Origin of the sequence: Vibrio gallicus (assembly GCF_024346875.1) — a bacterium.
GTDB classification, from domain to species: domain Bacteria; phylum Pseudomonadota; class Gammaproteobacteria; order Enterobacterales; family Vibrionaceae; genus Vibrio; species Vibrio gallicus.
In genome coordinates this window covers 540,332-556,842 of sequence record NZ_AP024872.1, presented here as the reverse complement: position 1 = coordinate 556,842, position 16,511 = coordinate 540,332, and the positions used below count along the sequence as shown (strand labels likewise).

At 45.6% G+C, this 16,511-nt stretch carries 18 protein-coding genes; 6 read left to right on the top strand and 12 right to left on the bottom strand.

Going from position 1 to position 16,511, the window contains the following annotated elements; translation table 11 throughout:
- Window positions 1–63 precede the first annotated feature (63 nt).
- From OCU28_RS14185 to OCU28_RS14150, 8 genes are all read right to left on the bottom strand, one after another.
- A complete protein-coding gene (locus OCU28_RS14185; protein ID WP_261817550.1) occupies window positions 64–303 on the bottom strand; it encodes an RNA recognition motif domain-containing protein in 240 nt (79 codons plus the stop codon).
- An 89-nt stretch (window positions 304–392) separates the two neighbouring features.
- Window positions 393–1,727: a hypothetical protein gene (locus OCU28_RS14180; RefSeq protein ID WP_261817549.1), complete on the bottom strand. Its 1,335-nt coding sequence runs from the start codon at window positions 1,725–1,727 to the stop codon at window positions 393–395.
- Window positions 1,714–2,343 carry a tetratricopeptide repeat protein gene (locus OCU28_RS14175; protein WP_261817548.1) on the bottom strand — a complete coding sequence of 210 codons (630 nt, stop codon included), beginning with the start codon at window positions 2,341–2,343 and terminating at the stop codon, window positions 1,714–1,716. Before OCU28_RS14175 ends, OCU28_RS14180 begins: the two co-directional genes overlap by 14 nt.
- A complete protein-coding gene (locus tag OCU28_RS14170; protein WP_261817547.1) occupies window positions 2,334–3,317 on the bottom strand; it encodes a vWA domain-containing protein in 984 nt (327 codons plus the stop codon). Before OCU28_RS14170 ends, OCU28_RS14175 begins: the two co-directional genes overlap by 10 nt.
- A complete protein-coding gene (locus OCU28_RS14165; protein ID WP_261817546.1) occupies window positions 3,310–4,233 on the bottom strand; it encodes a vWA domain-containing protein in 924 nt (307 codons plus the stop codon). The genes OCU28_RS14170 and OCU28_RS14165 overlap by 8 nt, the downstream gene beginning before the upstream one ends.
- Before the next feature lie 94 nt (window positions 4,234–4,327).
- Window positions 4,328–4,837: a DUF4381 domain-containing protein gene (locus OCU28_RS14160; RefSeq protein ID WP_261817545.1), complete on the bottom strand. Its 510-nt coding sequence runs from the start codon at window positions 4,835–4,837 to the stop codon at window positions 4,328–4,330.
- 2 nt (window positions 4,838–4,839) lie between these two features.
- Window positions 4,840–5,766, bottom strand: coding sequence for a DUF58 domain-containing protein (locus OCU28_RS14155; protein WP_261817544.1), 927 nt, complete (start codon window positions 5,764–5,766; stop codon window positions 4,840–4,842).
- A gap of 14 nt (window positions 5,767–5,780) precedes the next feature.
- Window positions 5,781–6,749 (bottom strand): AAA family ATPase, encoded by a 969-nt coding sequence (locus tag OCU28_RS14150; RefSeq protein ID WP_261817543.1) that lies wholly within the window; start codon window positions 6,747–6,749, stop codon window positions 5,781–5,783.
- A 310-nt stretch (window positions 6,750–7,059) separates the two neighbouring features.
- On the opposite strand from OCU28_RS14150, the gene OCU28_RS14145 reads away from it, so the two are divergent.
- The 3 genes from OCU28_RS14145 to OCU28_RS14135 all read left to right on the top strand — a co-directional run bounded on the left by OCU28_RS14145 (window position 7,060) and on the right by OCU28_RS14135 (window position 9,192).
- Window positions 7,060–8,118 carry a DUF1254 domain-containing protein gene (locus OCU28_RS14145; protein WP_261817542.1) on the top strand — a complete coding sequence of 353 codons (1,059 nt, stop codon included), beginning with the start codon at window positions 7,060–7,062 and terminating at the stop codon, window positions 8,116–8,118.
- Window positions 8,119–8,296: 178 nt separating this feature from the next.
- Window positions 8,297–8,728 carry a VOC family protein gene (locus OCU28_RS14140; RefSeq protein WP_261817541.1) on the top strand — a complete coding sequence of 144 codons (432 nt, stop codon included), beginning with the start codon at window positions 8,297–8,299 and terminating at the stop codon, window positions 8,726–8,728.
- 29 nt (window positions 8,729–8,757) lie between these two features.
- Window positions 8,758–9,192, top strand: coding sequence for a GNAT family N-acetyltransferase (locus OCU28_RS14135; protein ID WP_261817540.1), 435 nt, complete (start codon window positions 8,758–8,760; stop codon window positions 9,190–9,192).
- A 33-nt stretch (window positions 9,193–9,225) separates the two neighbouring features.
- Here OCU28_RS14135 and OCU28_RS14130 read toward each other — a convergent pair whose 3' ends face one another.
- The 3 genes from OCU28_RS14130 to OCU28_RS14120 all read right to left on the bottom strand — a co-directional run bounded on the left by OCU28_RS14130 (window position 9,226) and on the right by OCU28_RS14120 (window position 11,074).
- Complete coding sequence (locus tag OCU28_RS14130; protein WP_261817539.1) at window positions 9,226–9,810, bottom strand: GNAT family N-acetyltransferase; 585 nt, start codon at window positions 9,808–9,810, stop codon at window positions 9,226–9,228.
- A 20-nt stretch (window positions 9,811–9,830) separates the two neighbouring features.
- Window positions 9,831–10,601: an ion transporter gene (locus tag OCU28_RS14125; RefSeq protein WP_261817538.1), complete on the bottom strand. Its 771-nt coding sequence runs from the start codon at window positions 10,599–10,601 to the stop codon at window positions 9,831–9,833.
- 152 nt (window positions 10,602–10,753) lie between these two features.
- Window positions 10,754–11,074, bottom strand: a complete 321-nt coding sequence (locus OCU28_RS14120; RefSeq protein ID WP_261817537.1) for a heavy metal-binding domain-containing protein — start codon at window positions 11,072–11,074, stop codon at window positions 10,754–10,756.
- 256 nt (window positions 11,075–11,330) lie between these two features.
- On the opposite strand from OCU28_RS14120, the gene OCU28_RS14115 reads away from it, so the two are divergent.
- A complete protein-coding gene (locus OCU28_RS14115; protein ID WP_261817536.1) occupies window positions 11,331–11,792 on the top strand; it encodes a hypothetical protein in 462 nt (153 codons plus the stop codon).
- A gap of 117 nt (window positions 11,793–11,909) precedes the next feature.
- Window positions 11,910–12,722, top strand: coding sequence for a LysR family transcriptional regulator (locus OCU28_RS14110; RefSeq protein ID WP_261817535.1), 813 nt, complete (start codon window positions 11,910–11,912; stop codon window positions 12,720–12,722).
- Window positions 12,723–12,758: 36 nt separating this feature from the next.
- Here OCU28_RS14110 and OCU28_RS14105 read toward each other — a convergent pair whose 3' ends face one another.
- Window positions 12,759–15,263, bottom strand: coding sequence for a molybdopterin oxidoreductase family protein (locus tag OCU28_RS14105; protein WP_261817534.1), 2,505 nt, complete (start codon window positions 15,261–15,263; stop codon window positions 12,759–12,761).
- A 424-nt stretch (window positions 15,264–15,687) separates the two neighbouring features.
- Here OCU28_RS14105 and cobA point away from each other — a divergent pair, with 424 nt between their 5' ends.
- On the top strand, window positions 15,688–16,500 hold the full coding sequence (gene cobA, locus OCU28_RS14100; protein ID WP_261817533.1) for a uroporphyrinogen-III C-methyltransferase: 813 nt from the start codon (window positions 15,688–15,690) through the stop codon (window positions 16,498–16,500).
- Window positions 16,501–16,511 lie beyond the last annotated feature (11 nt).

Genomic DNA, 16,511 nt, shown 5'->3' with positions numbered 1-16,511 from the left:
CTAAAATACAGACCCCGACATCTTGTGCCGGGGTCTGTATTTATCTTTGACTGCGAGTTTGTATTAAACCGTGGCTTTTTTAACTCGGATCTTACTTTTAGCAACTTCAGTCATGTTGAGTTGTTTGATAGCTTCTCTTGCTTCAGACATCTCTGGCATTTCTACAAAAGCAAAACCTTTAGAGGCACCTGTTTCTTGGTCCAATACCAGCGTACATTCTTTGACCGTGCCATGAGCTGAAAATAAAACACGGAGTTCATGTTCTGTGGTGGTGCGAGCGAGGTTGCGAACTAAAAGTTTCATAGGTATCCGTTGATATATTGATTACCGCTGAATTGTCGCAGTAAATGCCGCATAAACCAAGAAATGATTGTATTGCTATCCATTTTAACTCATGGGTTAAGCCTTAAATCGAACCTGAAGCCAGAGCTAGCGGCCTTAGCGGGGGCAGATATAGCGCTCAGCAAGGTCTCTATTTGTTGCAGCGTAATCGCAGGACACTGGGCGTTATCGCTATAGCTTAGTTGTAGCAATTGATCCCATATCTCACGAGATTGGGTGTCTAAACGCGCTTCGAATGTCGCGCAGTTGGCATAATGGTATATGTGCTCAACTGCGAGTGGATAGTGTTGCGCTTGGACGGCACTTATAATCTGCTTTTTATGACGGGCTAAATCTGGTTGATTGGTGGCAGGTTGTAGCTGGCGCTTGGCTTTAGCGCGGCTTGTCATATAACGCTTGCTCAGCACAATTACGGATGCGGTAATCATTAACCCTATCCCGATATATAGCCATTGAAGGCGGCTCAATTGTGGGAGAAAAGAGGTGGGTTGTGCATTAATAGACCGAGTATCTTCCCCAATTTGAATGGTAAGTGTATCTGTACTTAGGGTGTGCTCTGTTTGGGTTTTATTGTCCCACCATTTAACGCTTTGGCCTGGAAGGGTAAGTTTTCCGGACTGCTGAAAGACCAAGGTCACAACCTGGGTCAAAGTCGCGGTATTGCGTTTACTCAGCCTGTCAAATACGTTCTCTTTGGCAACCGGCTTAGGATAGATATCTACCCCTTGTATATTAGGTATCAAAAGCTCGGGCAATACTACAATATCTGAGTTTTTCACCTTAAGTTGATAGGTAAGTACCACTGCATCCCCAGCGCTAAATGCTTGGTTCATTGGTTTGTCGGTGGCAAGGGTAAGTGTGGCATCACTGCCCACTACATAAGACTTTTGATTGTGCAAAGCCTGTGGCAGTGACACATCAAAAGCTGTCGCAGGCGTCGATATACGGCCCTTACTATTGTGTTGTGGTGACGTTTTTAGTTCAACATCGAGATTGAAGCTTGGGATCTGAAATTGCCCTTGCTGCAGCGGAAAGACGTGAAATTGTATTTTTTTAACGAACCAATTCTTTCCATCTGCCTGATAAGTCGAACCCGTAATCTGCGGTTTTTGCTTGGCTACAACGGCATCTTTTATATCAATATAGGGCAGGGTTAATTGCCCAGAAAATGGCAGCGCACTCTTGATCTCAACCTCCACTGTGGTCTGCTGTTTTGGCACAATACTTTGATCAATCACCTTAATATTAACCGCTAAGTCGCCGCGCTTGAGCATGTTGTCAAAGTCAGTGGAAGCGAGCGCAGATGTCTGAAAAACTACATAGATCAGCACGCCCATGCAAAGTGGTAACCAAGGTAGGTAGGTAAGGTGTCTATTCTTGCTCATGTGCATATTCCTGCTGAAACTTCTGGCGTAAAAATTTTGATGGGTTCTGCCTGACTTGCTTTAACCAAACGGTATCTGAGATCTGTATTTTGTTGTCTGCTTCTTGCTCCGACTCTTCACCCACAATATTCCTATCATCAATCACTTTTTCAGACTCTTGTTTTTGTGGTGGCGCATTCTTTATTTGTTCAATAGCAGCCTTGATTACCTCAATATTTTGTGTGGCAACCGCCTTATATTTATCTACCGATTGGAGCTGTTGGTAGAGCTCTTGGGCTTGTTGCAACTGTCCTGAGTAAGCATATACATTTGCCAGTAGAAACTGAGAGTGTAGGTCTTGGCGCGTTTCTAATATTGATGCCGCGCTAGCAAAATCACCGGCCAAATAGGCGCTGTGCGCCTGCCACTGCGGATCATCGTATAGACGTTGCGCGCTATCGTACTCACCAGCATTGAAGTGAATTTGCGCTTGCTGGTTGTGAGATAACCACGCCGAAACAAAGCTTTGCGGTGCGACAAACCACCAGCCACACCCCACGATGAGAAGAGCGAATAACCACTGCCATACGGGGCGGGTGCGTAAGTATTGCCACAGATTGTTAAATGTTATTTCCATTGCAGAGTCCACCCTCGTCTAAACCACATTAACTGGATAGGAAGAAGAAAAAATAGCAGGCCATAGCCAGCATCTACCCATGGGCTGGCCTTGTCATCTACTGCAAAAAGATTGCTTTGAATATTACGATAGACCTGATCTACGTCATCCGCATTATGGGTAAATGGGGTCATAACGCCATGCCCAGCTTGTGCTAACTGGCTTAAATCCTGTAGTTGAGCCGAGGTTAACGCGTTGCCGTTGCGACCACTATCTGGGTTTTCACCGATTGCCCACACCAATACTTGGTGCTGTAGTCCACTAAAGCTCTCCGTCATCGCTTTGATGGCCTCGGAGTTGGTTTTATCGGTCACGATCAGTACCGTAGACGGAACCTTAGACTGCTGTAGTAACCTGACAATCGGCCCTATCGCTGAGCTTGGATTTGAGTCTTGATTTGGTAGCAGGCTTGCATCCAACACATCAATAAAATAGTGAAATAGCGCTCGGTCTTTGGTTACCGGCATCGCCACGTGCGCACTTCCACCGTATACCACTAGCCCGGTTTTAGCGTCGCCTCGACGGTCTATTAATTGCACAATTTTTTGCTTTGCTCGCTCAAGACGTGAAGGCTGAATATCAGTGTTAGACATAGAGCCAGAGACGTCGAGAGCCACGATTAGCTCTGCGTTATCTTCAAAAAAAGGTGCCGGTTGTCGGTTCCAGCTAGGGCCTGCCATAACGATGGTCGACAGTAGCGCAAACAAACTAAATAGACGTATTGGGGTGAAACGCACCTGACGCTGAGGATGTACGGTGAGATGCGCTATCATGTTTTTTGACATCACAGATTGCCATTGAGATGTAAGATCATCTGCCTTAGTCATTAGATAATAGATGACAGCAAACGGCACTATCGCAAGTAACCACCATGGACGTAGAAAATGGAAATTGCTGAGGACATTGATGAGCGCTCCATCAGATAGACTATTCATTGCTCAGCTCCTGAGTACGGCGTACAAGGGTATTGATGCGTGTTTGCTGCTGCCATTTCATTAGGCAAACGAAAATCGCGGCCATCAGGTTGGCAATCAGACATATTGCATATGCCCAGTGATGTAAACTGTGCTTTGGCCTATGGGTAAGCAGCTCAAACTGCTGCTGCTCCAGATTGTTAATCGCTTCATATGCCTGTTCTAGTTCTGCACGATTCATAGCATGGAACATCCGTCCCTTGGTGATGTCGGATACCGACTGTAGGGTTGGAAGATCCATCTTATAACGGCCCTTGGTAGTTGGATCGCCAATGGCAATGGTGTAGATCTTTACCCCGTATTTAGCCGCAATCTCGGCAGCTTTTATCGGGGGTATCTTAGAGCTGGTATCGTCACCATCGGTTAGCAAGATTAATACCCGTTGTTTGCTTTGCTCTTGTTCAAATATGGCGATAGAAAGCCCAATCGCATCCCCAAATGCGGTTTGAAATCCAGCATACCCAAGCTCTACATCGCTCAGCAGTTCAAGCCATGTGTGAGTGTCTTCGGTGAATGGCGCTTGTACGTAAGCGGCATCTGCAAACAGGATCAGTCCAAGCCTGTCGTGCTCGCGGCGTTGACCAAATTCTGCCAGTACCTGTTTTGCAATTGTGAGTCTGTCATGTTTGATACCTTGCTTGTCGGTAAAATCTTGTTCAGACATTGAACCAGAAAGATCAAGGGCCACCATGATCTCGCGCGCGGATTTTTTTTGCTCGATTGGCTCGCCTACCCACATTGGCTTGGCGATAGCCGCTACCAGCGACAGATAGCTTATCACCACCAGTACCCACTGAACCTTGTTGCGTACTAGGGTGGTCGAGCCCTTCGATGGTTGCTGCTCGGAAACCTTAATCAGGCGCTGAAAAAACGGCACCTGAAGTCCCTGTTTCGAGGCTTGATAGGTCGGAAAAAATCGATAGATAAAGAGGGGTAGCAATATCAAAAGAAATGCGAACGGATATTCAAATTCAATCATGGTCTACCTCATGCAGTGCTATCCATTGCGCGATATGTTGGATCAATTGTTGATACTGCGGTTGGCTGTAAGTGTTTATTGGGGCGTAGGCAAGGCTTGCCAGCATCCCTGAAAAGGTAGTCGCAAATTGACAGCCTTTACATTGCTTATCGAGCCACTGTTCCCACTGCTTTCCAATAACAGGAGAAACCGTTCGTCTAGGGTAGGCGTACAGCGCCGTTCGACGAAGTAACTGCGGAAGTTGCTGTATGCCATCTTGCTTAAGTCGCAGTTGTTCAAGCTCTAATAGCGCCATTCTTCGATAAGCATTGGCCTGATAGCGACGCCATACTAAGTAGCTTCGGTATAGTACAAAGGTCAATATTAATAAGGCGACTACTGCCCAACCCGGTGCATTGGGTAACCATGAAACCGCTTGTGGTAGATCCGGTTCGGTTAACTCGGACAACATCGGGTTTAAGCTGATGGGTTTTAAGGTATTGATAGCGGTATCAGTACTCATGATTACGCTCCCAATGCTGTTCTTAATTGCTTCTCGGCAGGAAGCAGTGTTGAAAATTCAAGCACAGGAATACGATACTTGTTGGCTACCTGACGAAAGGCATCAATGGATTGCCTGACATCGGAAGAAAATCGCTCACCAATACCTCGTTGTTCTCCAGATAAAGATATCTGCAACTCGCCATCGCTCAATACCATATTGTTCACCTGGGCTAGATTATGCTCAAGGGGGTCTGTGACATGGCACAGTACAACATCATTGTGCTTACATAGCGCTCTTATCTGCTGTTCACTGTGCGCATCGTAGCCGTAGCCATCGGTAATGAGGATGACTAACCCATCATGCTTTACTAAGCGTTTGGCTTGATGAAACAGTTTGTTAAATGAGTCGCTGTGCGACTGGCTTGCCAGCTGGGCTTTGAGTTGCTGGTTCTTAAGCACGATCTGATGCAAAATTTTCAAAACATGGTTGCTACTGCGTGATGGCGCCAGAGGAACGGCGGATGTGTCATTGAACACAATTGCGCCTACTCGGTCGGTGCTCGCTACGATCTTCCATGCAATTAACGCGGCAATTTCCGCAGCAATGACTGATTTCATCACCCCAGTGCTGCCAAAAAACATACTGGTCCTTTGGTCAACCAACAGGTACACATTGCGTTCGCGTTCTTCTGAGAACACTTTAATATGCGGTTTACCGGTGCGCATGGTGACTTTCCAATCCATGGTTCGGATGTCATCCCCAAACTGATAATGGCGCATCTCTTCGAAGTTTAACCCTCGACCGCGTAACTTAGACACATGGCGACCGGTTAATAGGCTATTGACTGGTTGATTTGGTAAAAAGTCAAAGCCAGTTGCCTTATGTTTTAAGCGGCGCAACGCATCTAGGGTGGTATAGATCTGAGGATCGATTATTGGCGAGCTCATTGAATTGCTCCGACTTAGGCTACAGCGACTTGCGCAAGGATTTCATCTATTACTTTGTCTGAGCTGATGCCTTCAGCCAACGCATCATAGGAAAGAATTAGACGGTGACGCAGTACCCCATGCACCACCGCACGAACATCATCAGGGTCGACAAATTCTTTACCTTTTAACCACGCCATAGCGCGAGCGCATTTATCTAATGCGATAGTCGCCCTTGGGCTTGATCCTACCGCTATCCATTGCGCCAGAGGCGAGTCGGCATAGTTTTGCGGCTGGCGGGTCGCGACTATGATGGCAACCATGTATTGCAACACCGCATCACTGCAATAGATGTCTCGAATTTGTTGTCTCGCGTCAAAAATACATTGTGGATCAATTGGTTCATCTGCAGAGGATTGCGGCTGATCTTCAGCTCGTACCATTCTTATGATCTGCTCTTCGGCCTTGGCATCGGGGTAATCGAGGTTTATTTTCATGATAAAGCGATCCATCTGCGCCTCTGGCAGCGGATAGGTACCTTCTTGCTCTACCGGGTTTTGGGTAGCGAGTACCATGAATAGATCGGGAAGCTTATAGGTCTTGCCTGCAACCGTGATTTGACGCTCTTCCATCGCTTCTAGTAGCGCGGCCTGAACCTTAGCTGGTGAGCGGTTAATTTCATCTGCAAGGAGCAAATTGTTAAACACTGGGCCCGGTTGAAAGGTGAGGGTTGGCTTCCCATCTACATCTTGGTAGATCTCAGTGCCGGTGACGTCTGAGGGGAGTAGGTCAGGGGTAAACTGCACGCGTCCTAAACTAACCGAGAGAGAGGCGGCTAACGCTTTAATGGAGCGGGTTTTAGCGGTGCCAGGCAGGCCCTCTAATAGCACGTTGCCATTAGTCAGCAGTGCGACTAGCAGAGTATCAACCATATGTTGTTGTCCGATAACGGACTTTTTCATTTGTTGCTTGAGTTGTAAAACCGTATCTAAGGTTGAGTTCATTGTTTTCCACCAAATGCGTTGTCTTTTAAATCACCCCGCTACGCAAGCGGTGTGCCAATTACACGCCACACTAAGTTATATGTGTGCGCTAGATACAATTAGGATAGACAAGCTTTGATATGCGCATCAAGCACAAAATGGATTATTTATTATGCTTATTCAGTATATCCATTATAACTTTAAATCAATAGCAAGCTGCTCGGTTATGACTAAACTGTATAACGTGAAAGGCAGATATCAAGTCAATCGACAACCGAGATTAGTTGGTTTGATGTGCTCAATTTGAATAAAACGTTATAGGATTCAAAACATGAAAAAACTCGCTTTAAGTGTCGCTTTAGGACTAAATATCGTTGCTCTTCCAACTCTTGCAGCAACAGAAGTTACCACCTTAACCGACTTCTTCAATGATAAAGGGGAGGTGACTACAGCAGATAACTACGCGGTAAATGAGACCTCTCGTCAGTACTTAAAGGTTCAACAACAGGTAGGGGTGAATAAGTTTTTACACAAACGCGTGCTAACCCCAACAGACAAACAACCTGTAGTGCGTATGAACCGTGATACCTACTATTCAATGGCGGTTGTGAATGTATCAAAAGGGGCAACAGTGACCTTGCCAGAGATCCCAGAAGGCAAGTATATGTCGATGGAAGTGATCACAGAGGACCATCGCATTCAACCGATGCAATACGGAGCGGGTACATTTGATCTATCAACGCATAGCGGTGACCATGTCTATATCATAGTGCGCACCGATGCGACATTCTCCTTAGACGAAGTACATGCTATTCAAGATAAGATGACAATTCAGTCTAATGCAAATGAAGAGTTTTCTGCGCCACAGGTCGATAAAGCTTCATTTATGAAGGTTGAAGAGGACCTAAAAGCAGAAATGCCTAAGTTGCTTAAGCGCGATGGCGCACAAGCCACCTTTGGTATGTTTACAGACCCAAATGATGAATCAAAAGAGCTATTTACCAAAGAGAAGTATGCTGTCGGCGCTGCAATTGGTTGGGGCGGGGCGCAATTACAAGATAACATCTATGAGGTATCGGGTAACTTCCCTGCTGATAAGTGTCATCAAGCGACGTTTGAAGACCCGCAAAATCAGGCGTTTTGGTCGGTAACGGTTTATAACAAGCAAGGCTTTATGTTCAATGATGTCGCTAATGTAAGCTCAAATACAGCTAAAAAGAACCCAGATGGCACTTATACGGTAAGCTTTGGCTGCGGTCCGGATGCGCCGAACAATATCGAAACTAAGAATAAATCGGGTGTCTTTAACCTAGCGTTCCGCCATTATATGCCAAGTCAAAAAATGCGTGATGGATACCGAGTGCTACCGTACGTTAAACAAGTAAAATAGTATGGTGACCAATCGCACTCTTGTTGGTGCGATTAGTTAAGCGCATATCGTAAACAGTTTCGGCCTTGATAGCTTGCGCTTCAAGGCCGTTTTATTTGTTAGGGCAAATCAATTGCGTTATAGCCAAGATGTAGCCCATTATACCAATGACATAATTAAATAATGATAGGGGGTATAAATGGAACCACGGATTAGCATTATTACGCTCGGCGTTGCAGATCTACAGCGCTCGTATGATTTTTACCATCAAGGTCTAGGGTTACCGGTGTCACGCACTCCACAAGATGGGATTGTCTTTATCAAGACCTCAGGCACTTGTTTGGCTCTGTATCCTTTGCAGAAATTAGCGGAGGATATCGACCCACAAATGCAGGCCGTACCGGCCAAGTTTAGTGGCATCACTCTCGCACACAATGTAAAGCAAAAGCACCAAGTAACTGAGCTACTTGAGCGTGCTTGTGCGGCTGGTGGCAAGATAATTAAACCGGCGCAAGATGTATTTTGGGGTGGATACAGTGGCTATTTTTCTGACCCTGATGGATATATGTGGGAGGTGGCATACGCTGATTCTTGGGAGTTTAATCAAGATGGCAGCTTAGTTATTGATTAAACCAGCTTACTAATAAGGAGTGAGACTTAGTGACCGTTATCCGATTTTACGAGGGGCAACTTAGCGATGATATTCAACAGACTGTCAGCGCGGGTTTTGAGCGGCATAGCCAGCTACAACACGCCCCCGAATATGTACAGAGGCACATTCATTGGCAGGCCTTTGATGACAACGGTGATTTTATCGGTATTGTGACCGGTAAATGCCTATGGGATTGGTTATATATTGATGAGCTGTGGGTCGATGATGGCTGCCGTGGTACTGGGCTTGGTAAGGCGCTAATTGAAACGGCGCAACACTATGCCAAAACCCACAAATTTACAGGGCTTTGGTTATGGACCCAAAGCTGGCAAGCACCTCGATTCTATGAACAACTTGGCTTTGAAGAATTTACTCGATTCGAAGACTTTCCAAAAGGGCATAGTCGAATTGGGCTTAGAAAGTATCTAAACAGCGTCCAATAGATTATGCCTAGACGCTGTTTGCGATGACTGCCGCTACTGCATTTTATGATACTGGGCGACGGTCAGCCCATAGTAGAGCTTATCATCATAGCCATCTGCGGTTGTGTAGTACTGTTTTTGACACCCTTCAGCTCGGTAGCCACACTTTTCTAAGGTTTTATATGAGCCGATATTGCCAGCGTAACAGTCTGCACTAACCTTGTGTGCATTTAGCTGTTCAAACGCAAGCTGGGTCATTAGCTTACAACAAGCACTTGCAATGCCTTGCTGCCATGCGCGAGTTGGTAGTTGATAGCCTACTTCAAAGTTACCTTCGAGAAACATAACCGAGGTGAGGGCGCACATTCCCATGTAGCTTCCTTGCGCATCGCGCAGTATAAAGGTGGGATTATCCGGCCAGCATCCCTCTAAAATCGCCTGTTTGGTGTTATCAATTATAGGGTTAAAGAACCCGTCATAAAGGCTGTTGTCCGCAGGCGCAAAGAACAGGTATTGATTGGCCTGGTTGTCATTGAGCATTTCGATAATATCAGCCAGATCGTCAGCTTGGATAAGGGTCATCGTAAGATCATTGTGAAAGGGGATCGACTGACCTTGGCGTAGGGTAGAAAAAGGCATGGGTGTCCTTGGAATTAGTTCTATTTGGATTGATGCTGCGTGTTTTGCAACTCAAGGAGCAGAGCTTTAATTTGTTGTAGCTCTGTTTTGATTTGTTGGTGTTGCGCGACTAAGTCATGGTTAGTTTGATTGTCTTCTTCGGTCATAAACCATGTCGCAACAAATCCGGTAAAGGTGCCAAATAACCCCACCCCAGCTGTCATTAGTACAGCAGCCAGCATGCGACCAGCGGTAGTTACTGGATAGTAGTCGCCATAACCAACGGTCGTTATGGTGACGAATGCCCACCACAGTGCATCCCCAGCGGAGTGGATATTAGACTCTGCGATACCTCGTTCAAATTGTAAAATGCCTATCGCGCCAAAGATGACCAGTAATACTGAAATACTGGCCACGATACTAAACGTCCCTTCACGGCGGTTGTGAAACAAGTAGGCAAGGATAACCTTAGATGAGCGAATAGCGCGTAACATACGCATAAAGCGGAAAAGATGCACAAAACGCCCGTACCTTAGAGCATCGAGCATCGGGATACTAGACAATAGATCTATCCATCCCCATTTCATAAATTGCAGCTTGCGTGGTGCTTTATAGAAACGAAGTCCGAAATCGGTTAGAAATACCATACATACCATGCTGTCAATAACGCGCAGTAATCGCAGCAGATCATCGGAGAGATCAAACGCACTTTCAACAAACAATGCACCGAGTACGTAGACAGAAAGGATAAGAGTAAAAAATTGAAATGGCCCTAGCTCGTGATGCGCTTGAGCTCGCTGGTTGTGGTCCATGATGCGCTCGAATGTGTACTGTAGGGGGAAGTGTCTCTGAAGAGCGAGGGTTAATTCAAGTGTAACGTATGAGTTTCGTGATGATGGCTATTAAAACAATGGTGTTGATGGCCGGTTTTAGGCGACCTAAGTGGTCACCTAATCTGCAACGGTTAGCGAATCGTAACCGCTGTGCCACTAGCAGATACCATCATCATGCCGTTTTTTTGGCCTAAGACCTCATAATCGATATCTATTCCAACTACCGCATTGGCACCCAATTGCTGGGCACGATTTTCCAGTTCTTGTAGCGCAAATGCGCGCGCACGTTCAAGCTCTTTCTCGTAGGTTCCTGAGCGACCGCCAACAAAATCTCGAATGCTAGCAAACATATCCTTGAACACGTTGGCACCTAACACGGCTTCTCCGGCAATCACGCCATGGTACTGTAAAATGGTTGACCCTTCGATTGAGGGAGTGGTGGTCATTAACATCTTAAACCTCGCAAAAAATTTGTATTTACCGACAATGATTCTAAATCTTTTTAGGTCTGATTACACAACAAAGCTAAAAAACTCTGATAGCTAGTATAAGTAAAACCCATTAATTCTATCGGCTGGGTTGGTTAAGATAACCTCAACTCGCAACAGCAACCAAATAGCTTGTTGCGTCAACACGGGAACAACGGACGGTTCTTTGAGGTATTACACCGTTAAGGGATAACCCTTAATGACTAACCAGAGAATTATTATGAAAAAACTACTCCCTCTTTTAGCTGTATTGATGATTGTTGGATGTGATGAATCAGAGACAACAATGCCAAATGACCGTCCTACCATTGAAAACCCAATTGCGATTGATCCTGGGTTTGATATCCCAGTCGAAGGTGAAGAAGAAGACGTGCTGTATTACCATGGCGATGAGGTTTCTGGTGAGTTTATTAAAAATGGGATTGTTGTCGCTAGCACCGATGCCAATGGGCAACTACTGGATATTAATAACCTGCGCATTGGTAGTGTGACACACTGGAATCGGGATGCTGAAAATAGGCCAACCGGACTCATTTTTACATTTGACGACAGGTTTTACTTCGATGGTCATGTATTTGAACCTAGATATTCCGACGGAAGTGGTGAGATCATGCACTATCATACCGACAGAGATGTTTATGATGGCGCAGTGACTATCTCGGCAATGCAACACGACAATTAAACAAAGGCGGGGCTAGTGCGCTGTCGAGTGTTTGGCCCCAATCAAAAACCGCTATTTAATCAGACATCCTTTAAAAAATATTACTACTATTTAGTCGTACTTAGGCAAGGATGTGGTATGGATTTAAAGTTATTGCAGGTTTTCAAAGCCGTTTATGAGCAAGGTTCACTGTCGGCTGCAGCCGATTTTTTAGATGTAACCCAGCCTGCGGTCACCGCTTCCATCAAGAAGCTAGAGGCGGAGTTAGATTACCAACTGTTCATTCGGAGTGGTCGCAGTATTATGCCTTCACCTGATGGTGTCCAACTCTACGATAAGATCTATCAACATATCAACGCGATTCAAGACTCGTTATCTGCAAAACAAACACTAAATGTGTATGCGGTCGAAACCACCTATTTCGTATTAGGTGACGTGCCAAACATTAATCTGAAGGAATCTCCTGCATACGAAGAGCAGATTTACGCGGATCTGCGTGCTGGCGTGGTAGATATTGCTATCGATTATTTTTCCCTTAAAGAAAGCGCCTTTTTATATGAAGATGTATTACAAGAGACACTGGTAGGTGTACATAACTCCAAATCATCGTTTACCTACCAAGAATATATGCAAGCAACGCATATTTTGGTGAATTTAAGGCGTCATAATCAGAGCATCGTGGAGTTGTTTGGTAAGTTAGGTAGCCGTAATGTAGGTTCTACTGCCAATGGCACGACCAATGCGATCATTGCCGCTAATAAAACCAATAGTGTTACGGTGACAACCCGCAGCCTAATTCCTTTTGCCGAGCAGTTGGGCATGGTTGCATTTGAGCTGCCATTTGAAGCCAAGTCTATCGGAGTGAAACTCACTTACCATAAGCGCTATAAAAATGACCCGCTATTCAAATCGATTATTGCCAATATTAAGCAGGTTCTTAAATATAATTAGCGTATCAACTGTTTAGCAGTGATACGCTATTTCTGGTTACACGCTAAGTAAGCTATCTGACTCTGCTTCGAACATTTGCATCACATCTGAAGGGTCGCTCGCTTCATTAGGTTGCAGATACAGCTCAATTAACTTTTCAACCTCACACTCATCGAAGCGGCTTTGTACCGATAACAGTTGTACGGATTTGCTATCGTCCAAAATAAGCCATTGTCCTTGACCATGCTGTGATTCAGCGCTAATAAGGCGTTGCCCTTTGACGTGCAACTCGCCCTTTAAAATTGCGGCAAGCTCAGTCATGGTAAGGGTGGATTCCATTCGATATAAGTATCCACTTTGAACCTTCTGTCGAGCCCAGTAGTCGATGCGATTTAAAGCCAAGGTTTGGTTGGTAATTAAGATAGCGCAGCTTAGACTGCTAAATGCGCAAATAGCCACCGCAGAATGCTTGAATTCCGGTTGCCCAGACAGGTTATCCGTGGTGCTGGCAATCAGTGTGCAAGGCTTACTATTTTTGGCGGTCGTCTCGTTCCAATGTATCGGCATAAAGAGCTGGGTGCGAGATACATCCGAGGTGACTTTAGCGCGTACCAAGGCTTCTCCTTGTTGATTGCTCACCTTGGCCAATTGACCGTCCTGTATATGATATTTTGATGCAGTTTCTGGATGCAGTTGCACAAATGGCTCACTGATATGGTCGGCTAATCTGGGCGAAAGGCCAGTTCTGGACATGGTGTGCCAATGGTCTCTAACCCGACCGCTGTTTAGAATCAATGGGTGCTTGTCATCTGTTTTGGCTAAAGGAGCGTGATAACGAACCGGCACAAATCGAGCTCGCTTATTCGGGGTATAGAATTGACCATTACTGAACAGCCTCTGATTGACCACTTGGTGTTGAAGCTCTGTCACTGGCCATTGTTGCGGTTTAAGCTGGCTATAGCCCTTGTCGTCTAACTGGGTTAAACCAATCAAATTAAGGTCGCGCTCAAAGTTATCATTTCCAAGAGTCGTCAGCTTGGCGTACTCTGAAAAAATCTCGCCCTCGTGTATGTAGTCAAAGGCCTCTTTAAACCCCATTTTCTGCGCAACCTGACTAACTATCCACCAATCGGGCTTTGCCTCTCCGGGGCTAGGAAGAATGCGTCGCTGTCTTGAAATTCGGCGCTCGGAATTCGTCACAGTACCTGATTTCTCACTCCACCCTTGAGCAGGCAAAACTACATCAGCCAAGCGACTGGTTTCGGTATCGGCAATACAATCTGAAACAACCACTAAGGGGCATTTTTCAAGCGCAGATCGTATCTTGTCTGAATTAGGCAAGCTGACCATAGGGTTGGTGGCCATGATCCACACCGCCTTTATTTTCCCAGAATCTATGGCATCAAACATGTCGATGGCTTTCAGGCCAGGTTGCGTGGCTAGGGTGTCCGTCTGCCAGTAATCACTGACGAGTCGCAGGTGCTCTGGGTTATCAAATTCCATATGTGCGGTAAGGGTATTGGCTAACGCGCCAACTTCTCGCCCGCCCATAGCGTTGGGCTGTCCAGTGACAGAAAATGGGCCGCAGCCGGCTTTACCGATTTTACCTGTAGCAAGGTGACAGTTGAGGATGGCGTTCACTTTATCTGAGCCACTGCTGGACTGATTCACCCCTTGAGAGTAAATAGTGATGACCTTATCTGTGTTGGAAAATTCCCGATAAAACTGAATTAATTGGTGCTCGGTAAGCCCTGTGATCTGCTCTATATTTTGCTCTGAAAGCGCAGCGTGGATTGTCTTATCAAAATGATCGGTATGTGATGAGATAAACTCGTGATCCAGAGAGTCCTGCTCGAAAAGGTGCGCAAGTAAACCATTAAACAAAGCCACATCTGAACCCGACTCTATAGGCAGATGGGTATCGGCAAGTTCGCAGGTATCGGTCTTTCTTGGGTCAACCACGACTATCTTTAACGAAGGGTTTTCTTGCTTGGCTGTGCGAAGGCGTTGAAATAAAACAGGATGGCACCAAGCTAGGTTTGACCCCACAATCACCACCATTTCTGCTTGCTCAAGGTCTTCATAGCAAACGGGAACCGTGTCGCTACCAAAGGCTCGCTTGTGCCCGACAACAGAAGAAGCCATGCAAAGGCGAGAATTACTATCGATATTAGCCGTCCCCATAAAGCCCTTGATGAGCTTGTTGGCAACATAGTAATCCTCGGTTAACAGTTGTCCTGAAACATAGAATGCCACGGAGTCTGGGCCATGTTCTAGGATAGTTTGTGCAAACCGCTCTGCGACCATTGTAGTGGCATCTTCCCACGACAATGCTTTATCACCATGGTCAGTTTTTTGGGTTGGAGATAACAGGCGACCATCATGAATAACCGTTTCTCCTAGCGCTATCCCTTTGGTGCACAACTTGCCATAGTTTGAGGGATGTTCCTTATCTCCGCGTATCTCCAACTCGCCGGAATGCTTCGGTCTGGCTTCGATTCCGCAACCAACACCGCAGTATGCACAAGTGGTTTTGATCCATCCTTCATTATGTTCAGCCATGGGCGTTCCCTTTCATGTCTTAAGCTCTAATCTCTATTACCCTGCAAAAATCAAACCAAAGCCTTAAAAAAAACACTATTCAAAAATATATCTTGTAAAACAATGCCTTAAAATTACACATACCCCTAAAGTGGTATGTGATAGTTGCTTGAATATGCTATTTGTGATTGTTTCTGCACCATTTTGAACAATTTTGCACCGCGAATGGACGTAAATTGTGAGTTTATGTTTTTCTGTGTGAAATTTGCACAGTGATTTTGTAGAGTAATTGCATGTTAAGTGATTGTTATTAAAGGTTAATAAATTTTAATTTTGTCTTAGATCAAATTATTGGCTTCAAATTTGCAGGAGTTGGCACAGACGCGAATAAAAATTTGGTAGTGATGGTGAGAAGTCATGACGTACCAGATCTAGGAGTGAAGTAATGGGAATACAAAGCAAATATCTAGGTCGAGTAACCTTAGTGGGAGCAGGTCCAGGTGACCCTGACTTGCTAACGGTAAAAGCGAGCAGAGCCATACAACAAGCTCGATTCATCATGTACGACAACTTAGTGAGTCATGAAATCAGAGCCCTGTTCCCAGAAGGTGCAGAGAAGGTATTTGTCGGTAAATCCAAGGGTATGCACTGCGCAACGCAGGATCAGATCAACACCTTATTACTCAATGCCGCGCTAGAAGGTAAAGATGTGTGTCGTGTTAAAGGCGGAGACTGTTTTGTGTTTGGACGTGGCGGCGAAGAGATGCTGATGCTGGCAAAACAAGGAGTAGAAGTGGATGTCATTCCGGGCATTACGGCGGCTTCAGGTTGTACTAGCTATGCAGATATTCCTCTTACTCACCGCGGTTTGGCTCAAGGTTGCACCTTTGTCACCGCTCACGCTGACAAAGAACTCGATATCAACTGGGATGCACTGGCTCAGCTGAAGCAAACCTTGGTCTTCTATATGGGGCTGAGTAAAACGGACATGTTAATGGAGAAACTGACTAAGGGTGGATTATCAGAAAACACTCCGGTTGCCTTCATTGAGAATGGTTGTACCCCTAAACAGCGCGTACTTATCGGCAAACTTCATCAGCTCACTTCCCTTAAACAACAGCACCAAATTAAGTCACCGGCATTGATTGTGGTGGGCGAGGTTGTGTCCGTTGCTGAGCAAATGGATTGGCTTGGTCAACTGTCTGGCAGGCAGCTACCCAAAGCAGAGCATGAGCAAACACTGCAGATGACGGCATAAATAAAATTTGG

Excerpts from the sequence above, each read along its gene's own strand:
- OCU28_RS14180 (WP_261817549.1), bottom strand. The coding sequence starts at position 1,727 with ATGAGCAAGAATAGACACCTTACCTACCTACCTTGGTTACCACTTTGC.
- OCU28_RS14115 (WP_261817536.1), top strand. The coding sequence starts at position 11,331 with ATGAAAAAACTACTCCCTCTTTTAGCTGTATTGATGATTGTTGGATGT.
- OCU28_RS14185 (WP_261817550.1), bottom strand. The coding sequence starts at position 303 with ATGAAACTTTTAGTTCGCAACCTCGCTCGCACCACCACAGAACATGAA.
- OCU28_RS14125 (WP_261817538.1), bottom strand. The coding sequence starts at position 10,601 with ATGGACCACAACCAGCGAGCTCAAGCGCATCACGAGCTAGGGCCATTT.
- OCU28_RS14105 (WP_261817534.1), bottom strand. The coding sequence starts at position 15,263 with ATGGCTGAACATAATGAAGGATGGATCAAAACCACTTGTGCATACTGC.
- OCU28_RS14120 (WP_261817537.1), bottom strand. The coding sequence starts at position 11,074 with ATGTTAATGACCACCACTCCCTCAATCGAAGGGTCAACCATTTTACAG.
- OCU28_RS14170 (WP_261817547.1), bottom strand. The coding sequence starts at position 3,317 with ATGAATAGTCTATCTGATGGAGCGCTCATCAATGTCCTCAGCAATTTC.
- OCU28_RS14145 (WP_261817542.1), top strand. The coding sequence starts at position 7,060 with ATGAAAAAACTCGCTTTAAGTGTCGCTTTAGGACTAAATATCGTTGCT.
- OCU28_RS14150 (WP_261817543.1), bottom strand. The coding sequence starts at position 6,749 with ATGAACTCAACCTTAGATACGGTTTTACAACTCAAGCAACAAATGAAA.
- OCU28_RS14130 (WP_261817539.1), bottom strand. The coding sequence starts at position 9,810 with ATGCCTTTTTCTACCCTACGCCAAGGTCAGTCGATCCCCTTTCACAAT.
- OCU28_RS14110 (WP_261817535.1), top strand. The coding sequence starts at position 11,910 with ATGGATTTAAAGTTATTGCAGGTTTTCAAAGCCGTTTATGAGCAAGGT.
- OCU28_RS14175 (WP_261817548.1), bottom strand. The coding sequence starts at position 2,343 with ATGGAAATAACATTTAACAATCTGTGGCAATACTTACGCACCCGCCCC.
- OCU28_RS14160 (WP_261817545.1), bottom strand. The coding sequence starts at position 4,837 with ATGAGTACTGATACCGCTATCAATACCTTAAAACCCATCAGCTTAAAC.
- OCU28_RS14140 (WP_261817541.1), top strand. The coding sequence starts at position 8,297 with ATGGAACCACGGATTAGCATTATTACGCTCGGCGTTGCAGATCTACAG.
- OCU28_RS14155 (WP_261817544.1), bottom strand. The coding sequence starts at position 5,766 with ATGAGCTCGCCAATAATCGATCCTCAGATCTATACCACCCTAGATGCG.
- cobA (WP_261817533.1), top strand. The coding sequence starts at position 15,688 with ATGGGAATACAAAGCAAATATCTAGGTCGAGTAACCTTAGTGGGAGCA.